Genomic DNA, 5,279 nt, shown 5'->3' on the forward strand with positions numbered 1-5,279 from the left:
GACTTTCTCCCCCCCTTAATAAGGGGGGGTTGGGGGGGGTAAATTTCCGATTTAGAAATATCCCAATTTTCTATTATTCCTGCCACATCGCGAACTACTTGAGTTACTTCGTGGGGTAAAGTGCCGCCGTTGGTATCGCAAAGCACCAGCCATTCTGCACCGGCATCCGCTGCCGCTGCTAAAGTTTGAATAGCATAATCGGGATTGTGTTTGTAGCCGTCAAACCAGTGTTCGGCATCGTAAATAACCCGCCTTCCCTGACTCCGCAAATATTCAACGGTATCTCGAATCATCGCCAGATTTTCTGCTAGCGTCGTCTTCAAACCTTCAGTAACGTGCAAATCCCACGACTTGCCAAACAGCGTTACCCAGCGAGTACCGGCGGACAAAATAGGCTGCAACATTTCATCGTTTGCTGCCGTTTTTCCCGGCCGCCTAGTCGAACAAAAAGCTACAACTTCTGCTTGAGTTAGCGGCTGTTCTTTGAGCCGCCAAAAAAATTGTACGTCTTTAGGATTAGCTCCCGGCCAGCCGCCTTCTATAAAGGGAATTCCTAAACTGTCTAACTGACGGGCGATACGCAGTTTGTCTTCGAGAGATAGGGAGAGTCCTTCGCACTGAGCGCCGTCTCGCAGCGTGGTATCGTAGATCCAGAGCCGATTTGTCATGGGGAATTGGGATAGAGAATTTGGTAAGATATGACTTATATTAGATGAATATATTTAAAATAAATGCAATAATATATAGGAAAATTAACATAAATCTAATTGGGGTAAATTGCTGTGGTTAAGGTACAAGCGCAGGGAAAAACATTTGAGTGCGATCGCGAATCGAATCTCCGTGAAGTTTTGCTCAAAAACGGCATCGATCTCTACAACGGCAACGCCAAAGCGATCAACTGCCACGGGCTAGGCACTTGCGGCACCTGCGCCGTCACTGTCGAGGGTGAAGTTTCCGAACCGGAGTGGCGCGAAAAAGCCCGACTTTCGCTTCCTCCCCACTCTGGGGCATCCAACCGCCGTTTGTCCTGCCAAACTAAGGTTTTAGGCGATATTAAGGTGACAAAATATGACGGTTTTTGGGGCCAGGGCTCGGAAACTGTCTGGAAACCGGAAGCATAGATTTTTTGTCGCTCGCAGGACTCAAGCCCCTGTTACAATTCAATCGACTCGTAGGGTGCGTCAGACGAAGTTCTCAAACGATTATCGAGGATTTCGGCATCTGACGCACCTTACCATTATAGATAACGGAGTTAAGGATTTCTGGCAACAAGTCAATGAATTCATCTCAAGATATTCTGATTATTGGCGGCGGAATCATCGGCCTTTCCCTAGCAGTTGAACTGAAGTTGCGAGGAGCATCTGTCGCCGTTCTCACCACCAATTCTAAACAACCGACGGCGCGGGCTGCAGCCGGAATGCTCGCCCCCCAAGCCGAACGAATTCCCCCCAGTCCGATGCTGGATTTGTGCTTGCAAAGTCGCGCCCTGTATGCAGGGTGGGTGGAACGGCTAGAAGAGATTACTGGATTGAAAACGGGATATTGGCGATCGGGAATTCTCGCGCCTGTGTGTCAAAATGAGTTTCAAGAACAGCAATCTGTGTCAAACCTCAACTCTCAATGGTTGGACAGAGATGCTGTTCGCCAGCAGCAGTTAGGATTGGGTGAAGAAGTAATAGGCGGCTGGTGGTATCCTGACGACGCTCAAGTTGACAACCGCGCTTTATTTCGGACACTTCAAGCCGCAACAAAAGAATTGCAGATTGAGATTGTTCAAGACTGTGCAGAAAAAATCATTCGGGACGAAAATCGAGTTTTGGGTGTTGAAACAACGGCAGGAAAATTGCAAGCTGACCGTTACGTTTTGGCAACAGGTGCTTGGTCTGAGCAGTTGTTAAATGTTCCTGTTTTTCCGAGAAAAGGGCAAATGCTGTCGGTATGCGTCCCAGAAAATTGTGGAATCATTCAGCCGCTGCAAACAGTTTTATTCGGCACCGGCATTTATATTGTGCCGCGTCAAGATGGGAGAATTATTATCGGTGCAACTAGCGAAAATGTGGATTTTACTTCGGGAAATACTGCGGCGGGAATCCAAAGCTTGCTAGCAGGAGCTATGCAGTTATATCCAGAATTACAAAATTATCCAATTCTGGAGTTATGGTGGGGATTTCGGCCTGCTACGACTGATGAGTTGCCGATTTTGGGTGCGAGTGCTTGGGAGAATTTGACGCTGGCGACGGGGCATTATCGCAACGGTATTTTGTTGGCTCCGGTGACGGCTAAATTGTTAGCTGATTTGATTTGGAATCAGAAATTAGATCCGTTATTGGCTGCTTTTCATTATTCTCGGTTTCCTGAACATTGGGGGTTTAAAAATGGTGATTAGTTAGTGAGATTTTTTGCTTGTTTCAAGACGAGGCAGAGCCTGGGAACGAGAAAGGAGAGTCAACCTAAAAGATATTTTTTGCTATAATCTGATCGGCACAATAGGGTTTTGTAAGTTATGACTTTCAGTGATGTGGTCGAGACGATCGAGAATCTTTCTACTGACGAAAAGCAAGAGCTTCAAATGTTGTTGAAGCAATATCTCCGGGAAGAACGTCGCGAAGAGATGTATCAAAACTTTAAGTCAGCGCAGGTTGAACAACAAAAAGGTGAACTTGAATTTTCCGCTAACGTTAATGAACTCAGAATAATGATAGAGGAATAATCGTGGAAGTCAGTTTTAGTTCTTCATTCAAGCGTGCTTTCAAAAGGCGGATCAAAGGTGATGCTGATTTGGAGGCTAGGTTTTGGCAAAAGCTGGAGAAGTTCATCAGAGAGCCGTTTGAACCAAGCTTAAAAACTCATAAATTGTCCGGTAGGCTCAAGGAGTTTTGGAGCTTTAGCGTAGATTACGACGAAAGGGTACTTTCTACTTTACAGAAGATGAAAAAGCCGTGTTTGTAGATTTTGGAAGTCATGATGAAGTCTATTAATCGGCAGAACAGTTGCGACACTAATCTCTATCTGTAGGGTGTGCAGTGCACACCTTACCGCTGTAAGTAGCGCGTTAAACCATTTTTGGGTAAGTCCTGAATTAGTTCAATTCCGGTTTTTGGGGTTGGTTCAATTCCCGGCATTTAGTGGCAGCCAAATCGTAAGCATTTTGGTAATCTTTACCGCCTAACATCACATCACCGTAATATTCATAGGGTTGATTGCCGTAAACCGGCAGCGGGTCGTCTTCTGGATAATCTTCTTTTGATTCTTCTAGGATTGCTTTGAGTTTTTTCACGCTCAATCGCTGGGCGGGGAAGTAATGAATGTCTGCAGCGATGAAGCCGAGGTGGGGAAAGGTTGGGTCAACAATTCGCTCGCCGAGTTCAATCCAGCTATACTCGATGGGTTTGTAGGGTGCTCCCGGTCGAGCTAAAAAGCCTTGGACGTAGATTGCGCCCTCGGTTGCTAATGCTGCTTTAGAGGCGTTGTCAAAGCAATTTTTAGAGTTGCTTTTGATGCGAGTCGCGATTTCAATAGAAAGTGTCTCATCTAACAGTTCGGTCATAATCCCTTGTAGTTTTGCGTGCGACTAGATTGTAGCAAATCTGAGCTATCTCCAAACACAAATAACGCAGGCAAGTGCGATCGTCCTTCAAATTCCGGTCTCCAGGAGGTAAAATTTGGCAAAGCAGAGGCGGTTTGCCAAAAATGCCTGCGGGTGATACAAAGTTTGTCGATCGCCCCTAGGGCCGCAAATAACCAGATTTGAGAGCAAGATCCGGCGATCGGTCGGGGGCGATCGAACTGGCGCACCATACGATAATTTGAATATGAGCTAGATCGTAGAAGTATTTAGGAGAATTGGGTAAGCTGAGAGCAAGCTTAAATAGGAGGTCAATTTTATGACCAATACTACTCTCAATTTTAAGACGGCGCCGGGCCATGTAGTGCTGGCGGCGGCTGGTAAGAAAATGCTGAGGCCGGGGGGAAAAGCTGCTACGGAAATGTTATTTGAATGGGCAGATTTTCAGCCTGGGGATACTGTTTTGGAGTTGGCTGCTAGTTTTGGATATAGTTCGATCGCCCTTGCTGAACGTTTTGGCGTTAAAGTAGTCGGAGTTGAGAAAAATCCCGACAGTGCGGCGCGCGCCCGTGCTAACGTTGCAGCAGCAGGTTTGAGCGATCGAGTCGAAATTATCGAAGCAGATATTTTGCACTTGGATCGGATTTCTGTGCAGTTTGATTGGGTGTTGGCTGAAGCTATCCTGACGATGCAGTCGCCGTCGGGGAAAGCAAAGATTTTATCAGGAATTGGCGATCGGCTAAAGCCAGGTGGCAAGTTTTTGTCTCACGAACTTTTAGCCAAAAACCGACAATCAGAAATTAACAAAGCTTTATCAGAAGTGATTCGGGTTAATTCCACACCTTTGTCTGAGTCAGACTGGATTGCTGTTTGTCAAAACGCGGGTTTGCAGGTAGAAAAGTCTCAAACCGGGGCGATGGGACTTCTCAACTTGCCGCGAATGATTGATGATGAAGGGTTTGTGGGTACTGTGCGGATTTTGTGGAATGTTTTAAGTAAATCGCAAATTCGCGATCGAGTTTTAGCAATGCGTCGAGTTTTCCAGAAGTACCAACAGGATTTAGGCTACATCGTCATCTGTGCTCAAAAACAATCTTAAGGGACTAAAAATTTATGACTGCTACTCTTTTACCGCTACAATCTTCATTTATCCAACTCCGAGACGCAATTGAATATTCCGCCACCGGAGTGGTGAAGAAAACTTTACTCAAAGACAACAATTGTCAGTACAATTTACTTTGTCTTGCCGCAGGTTTGGAAATTTCCGAGCACAATTCCGCACGCAATGCCACAATCAATGTAGTGGCAGGAAAAGGAGTTTTGACGCTCGAAGGTAAGGATATAGTGTTGGAACCGGGAGTATTTGTATTCATGCCCGCACGAGCGCCCCACGCCTTGAAATCTGAAGAAAATCTGGCGTTTGTTTTGACATTTTCGGAGGGCAAATAAGACCGGGCGAATGGAATTCGTGAGAATAAAACCGGGCGAATGGAATTCGCGGCTACACAAACAAAACCCTAAAATAGCGGAGTGAGAATAAGACCAGGCGAATGGAATGAGACTGTTGGCGAATCTGTGAGGGGTTTGACCCCTCAGACATCGCCGTCCTGAATAGGCAGAATGATTGTGTAATGAGGCACCATACTAAATAATTTATTATGACTCTTCACCCACGCTCCTTGTCATTGATTCCTGAAATGACCGCCTCCGTAGC

At 46.1% G+C, this 5,279-nt stretch carries 7 protein-coding genes and 1 pseudogene; 5 read left to right on the plus strand and 3 right to left on the minus strand.

Annotated features, from left to right (window positions below):
* Positions 1-668: pseudogene (locus WBA89_RS19320) on the minus strand (citramalate synthase); the annotation flags it as partial.
* A gap of 114 nt (positions 669-782) precedes the next feature.
* Here WBA89_RS19320 and WBA89_RS19325 point away from each other — a divergent pair.
* From WBA89_RS19325 to WBA89_RS19335, 3 genes are all read left to right on the plus strand, one after another.
* A complete protein-coding gene (locus WBA89_RS19325) occupies positions 783-1,121 on the plus strand; it encodes a 2Fe-2S iron-sulfur cluster-binding protein (RefSeq protein WP_424408818.1) in 339 nt (112 codons plus the stop codon).
* Between the two features lie 155 nt (positions 1,122-1,276).
* Positions 1,277-2,386: a glycine oxidase ThiO gene (thiO, locus tag WBA89_RS19330; protein WP_424408819.1), complete on the plus strand. Its 1,110-nt coding sequence runs from the start codon at positions 1,277-1,279 to the stop codon at positions 2,384-2,386.
* Between the two features lie 117 nt (positions 2,387-2,503).
* Positions 2,504-2,710, plus strand: a complete 207-nt coding sequence (locus WBA89_RS19335; protein ID WP_424408820.1) for a hypothetical protein — start codon at positions 2,504-2,506, stop codon at positions 2,708-2,710.
* A gap of 369 nt (positions 2,711-3,079) precedes the next feature.
* Here the strand turns inward: WBA89_RS19335 and WBA89_RS19340 are convergent, their stop codons facing one another.
* Positions 3,080-3,547 (minus strand): hypothetical protein, encoded by a 468-nt coding sequence (locus WBA89_RS19340; protein WP_424408821.1) that lies wholly within the window; start codon positions 3,545-3,547, stop codon positions 3,080-3,082.
* A complete protein-coding gene (locus WBA89_RS19345) occupies positions 3,544-3,798 on the minus strand; it encodes a hypothetical protein (protein ID WP_424408822.1) in 255 nt (84 codons plus the stop codon). The genes WBA89_RS19340 and WBA89_RS19345 overlap by 4 nt, the downstream gene beginning before the upstream one ends.
* 86 nt (positions 3,799-3,884) lie before the next feature.
* Here WBA89_RS19345 and WBA89_RS19350 point away from each other — a divergent pair, with 86 nt between their 5' ends.
* Positions 3,885-4,664 (plus strand): SAM-dependent methyltransferase, encoded by a 780-nt coding sequence (locus tag WBA89_RS19350; protein ID WP_424408823.1) that lies wholly within the window; start codon positions 3,885-3,887, stop codon positions 4,662-4,664.
* 14 nt (positions 4,665-4,678) lie between these two features.
* Positions 4,679-5,014 carry a cupin domain-containing protein gene (locus tag WBA89_RS19355; RefSeq protein ID WP_424408824.1) on the plus strand — a complete coding sequence of 112 codons (336 nt, stop codon included), beginning with the start codon at positions 4,679-4,681 and terminating at the stop codon, positions 5,012-5,014.
* Positions 5,015-5,279 lie beyond the last annotated feature (265 nt).

The sequence above is a fragment of the Microcoleus sp. genome (genome assembly GCF_049646505.1).
In the GTDB taxonomy this organism is placed as follows: Bacteria; Cyanobacteriota; Cyanobacteriia; order Cyanobacteriales; family Microcoleaceae; genus Microcoleus.